This is a genomic window from Bradyrhizobium sp. 23 (assembly GCF_023073295.1).
GTDB classification, from domain to species: Bacteria; Pseudomonadota; Alphaproteobacteria; order Rhizobiales; family Xanthobacteraceae; genus Bradyrhizobium; species Bradyrhizobium canariense_D.
The window spans coordinates 45,446-48,336 of the sequence record NZ_JADPJF010000070.1; the positions used below are offsets into that span (position 1 = coordinate 45,446).

The 2,891-nt window shown below is 64.1% G+C and carries 2 protein-coding genes; one reads left to right on the top strand and one right to left on the bottom strand.

Features of this window, described 5'->3' with window-relative positions; genetic code table 11:
* Positions 1 to 121: 121 nt before the first annotated feature.
* The gene (locus IVB32_RS18075; RefSeq protein ID WP_085351884.1) at positions 122 to 1,474 is read left to right on the top strand and encodes a malonyl-CoA decarboxylase; all 1,353 of its coding nucleotides are present in this window, start codon (positions 122 to 124) and stop codon (positions 1,472 to 1,474) included.
* Positions 1,475 to 1,663: 189 nt separating this feature from the next.
* Here the strand turns inward: IVB32_RS18075 and tarD are convergent, their stop codons facing one another.
* Complete coding sequence (gene tarD, locus IVB32_RS18080; RefSeq protein WP_085361487.1) at positions 1,664 to 2,833, bottom strand: D(-)-tartrate dehydratase; 1,170 nt, start codon at positions 2,831 to 2,833, stop codon at positions 1,664 to 1,666.
* Between the last annotated feature and the right edge of the window lie 58 nt (positions 2,834 to 2,891).

Below are 2,891 nucleotides of genomic sequence, written 5' to 3' on the forward strand. Positions count from 1 at the left end.
AACTCACTTGGGGCGCATAGCCCCGCTAAACTTGCCAAAATCCCCCGCTTGATTGTGATCGGATTCCGCCCAAATCCCGTGTAAGATTCCCGCACCGCACAAACCCGACACGAAAGCCCCGATGGCCAACGCCTTCTTCTCCGACTTACTTACTACCATCTCCGAGCGCGGCCGCACGCTGCTTCGCCGCGGGGATTCTGCCGACACCAAGCCGGACGCCGATGGGCTGATCGAGCTCTGTGGCGCGCTGCTGTCGGGCCGGGGTGAAGCTTCCGGCACCGCCATGGCGCGTGAGGTGCTCGACATCTACCAGGACCTGGATGCGGCGGGACGTCGCGCCTTTTTCGAAGCCCTGGTGCGCGATTTCGGCCCGGATCGGGAACGCCTGTCCAAGGCGATCGAGACATGGCGCGCCAAGCCGGCCGACGAGGATGCCAGCGCCCTGCACTTCGCCTCCGAGCCGCGCCGGCAGGAGCTGATCCGCCGCCTCAACCGCGCACCCGGCGGCACCGGCGATCTCGTCAAGATGCGCGCCGACCTGCTCGACATGATGAACAGGCACGCCGATCTCGCCGCACTCGATCGCGACGTTTCGCATCTTCTCTCGTCATGGTTCAACAGGGGGTTTCTCGTGCTGCGCAGGATCGACTGGTCGACCCCGGCCAACATCCTCGAAAAGATCATCCGTTATGAGGCCGTGCACGAGATCAGCGACTGGGACGATCTGCGCCGCCGCATCGATCCGGTCGACCGCCGCTGCTACGCCTTCTTCCATCCCGCGATGGTGGACGAGCCCCTGATCTTCGTCGAGGTCGCGTTGACCGAGACGATCCCCGGCGCGATCGCGCCGCTGCTCGCGGTCGATCGCCCATCCGTCCCGATCGAGCGCGCCCGTACCGCCGTGTTCTACTCGATCTCCAACACCCAGCGCGGTCTGGGCGGCATCTCCTTCGGCAGCTTCCTGATCAAGCAGGTGGTGGAGGAGCTGCGCCGCGAATTGCCCAAGCTCGACAATTTCGTGACGCTGTCGCCGGTGCCGGGCTTCATGCCATGGGTGAAGCAGGACAAGGATTTGCCGCTGTCGGACGAGGACCGCGAGATCCTGAAGCGCCTCGACGATCCCAAATGGTTCGAGAACCCCGAGACAACGACACTGCTACGTGGCGTGATCGAACCGCTCGCGGCGCACTATTTCCTGAAGGCGCGCACACCCAAAGGCAAGCTGATCGACTCCGTCGCGCGCTTCCATCTCGGCAATGGCGCCCGCCTCGAGCGCATCAATTGGTTAGGCGATCTCTCGCCGAAGGGCGTGCGCGAGTCCGCCGGCGTGATGGTCAACTACCTCTACCGCCTCGACGACATCGAGAAGAACCACGAAGCCTACGCCAATGACGGCGAAGTCGTGGCCTCGAGCGCGGTGAAGAAGCTCTTGAAGGGCGAAGGGCGGCGGCTGTTGGATATGCGACTGTCGTAAGGGACGACCTCGGCTGATTGCGTTGGTTCGTCCACAATCTCGGTGTCATCGCCCGGCTTGACCGGGCGATCCAGTATTCCAGAGGCCTCCGTTGAAGCGCTCGCTCTCGCCACATTCGCCACGGCGTACTGGATGCCCCGGTCAAGCCGGGGCATGACAGCGGAAAGCATGGCGTGGCCGTCGCGCCCCCTACTCCGCCAGCGCCTTCATCTCCTTGTAGAGATCCGACTTGCCTTCGAAGCCGATGCCTGACAGCTCCGGCATGGTGATGTGGCCGTTCTCGACGCGGACGCCGTCGGGGAAGCCACCATAGGGCTGGAACAGGTCGGGGTAGCTCTCGTTGCCGCCAAGGCCTAAGCCGGCTGCGATGTTGAGCGACATCTGGTGGCCGCCGTGGGGGATGCAGCGGCTCGGCGACCAGCCATGAGTTTTCAGCACCTCCAGCGTGCGCTGGTATTCGCACAGGCCGTAGGACAGCGCGCAATCGAATTGCAGCCAGTCGCGGTCGGGGCGCATGCCGCCGTAGCGAATCAAATTGCGGGCATCCTGGTGGCTGAACAGGTTTTCGCCTGTTGCCATCGGGCCCGGATAGAATTCGGCGAGGGCTGCCTGCAGCGCGTAATCCAGGGGATCGCCGACTTCTTCGTACCAGAACAAGGGATAATCCCGCAGCATCTTGGCATAGGCGATGCCGGTCTCGAGATCGAAGCGGCCGTTGGCGTCGACGGCGAGCTGCGCGTCCTTGCCGATTTCCTTCAGCACCGCTTCGATGCGGGTGCGGTCGTCCTCGATATCAGCACCGCCGATCTTCATCTTCACGACGTTGTAGCCGCGATCGAGATAGCCTCGCATCTCGCCGCGCAGCATCGAGAGGTCCTTGCCGGGATAGTAGTAGCCGCCGGCAGCGTAGACGAACACGCGCGGATTGGCTTTGACGCCGTGACGCTCAGCCAGCAGGCGAAACAGCGGCTGGCCCGCAATCTTCGCGACCGCATCCCACACCGCCATGTCGATGGTGCCGACCGCGACCGAGCGCTCGCCGTGACCGCCCGGCTTCTCGTTGGTCATCATCGCGGCCCAGACCTTGTCGGGGTCGAGATTGTCGCCGGCCGCGTTCAGCAGCGATTTCGGATCGGCCTCCAGGATGCGCGAGGCAAAACGCTCGCGGATCAGGCCGCCCTGCCCGTAGCGGCCGTTGGAGTTGAAGCCGTAGCCGACGACGCGCTTGCCGTCGCGAACGACGTCGGTGACGACGGCCACGAGGCTCGTCGTCATCTTGGTGAAATCGATATAGGCGTTGCGGATCGGCGAAGAGATCGGCTTCGTGATCTCGCGGACGTCGACGATGCGGACGGACATGGGGTTTGGCTTTCTGCGGGCTCCCTCCTCTCGTCATGGCCGGGCTTGTCCCGGCCAT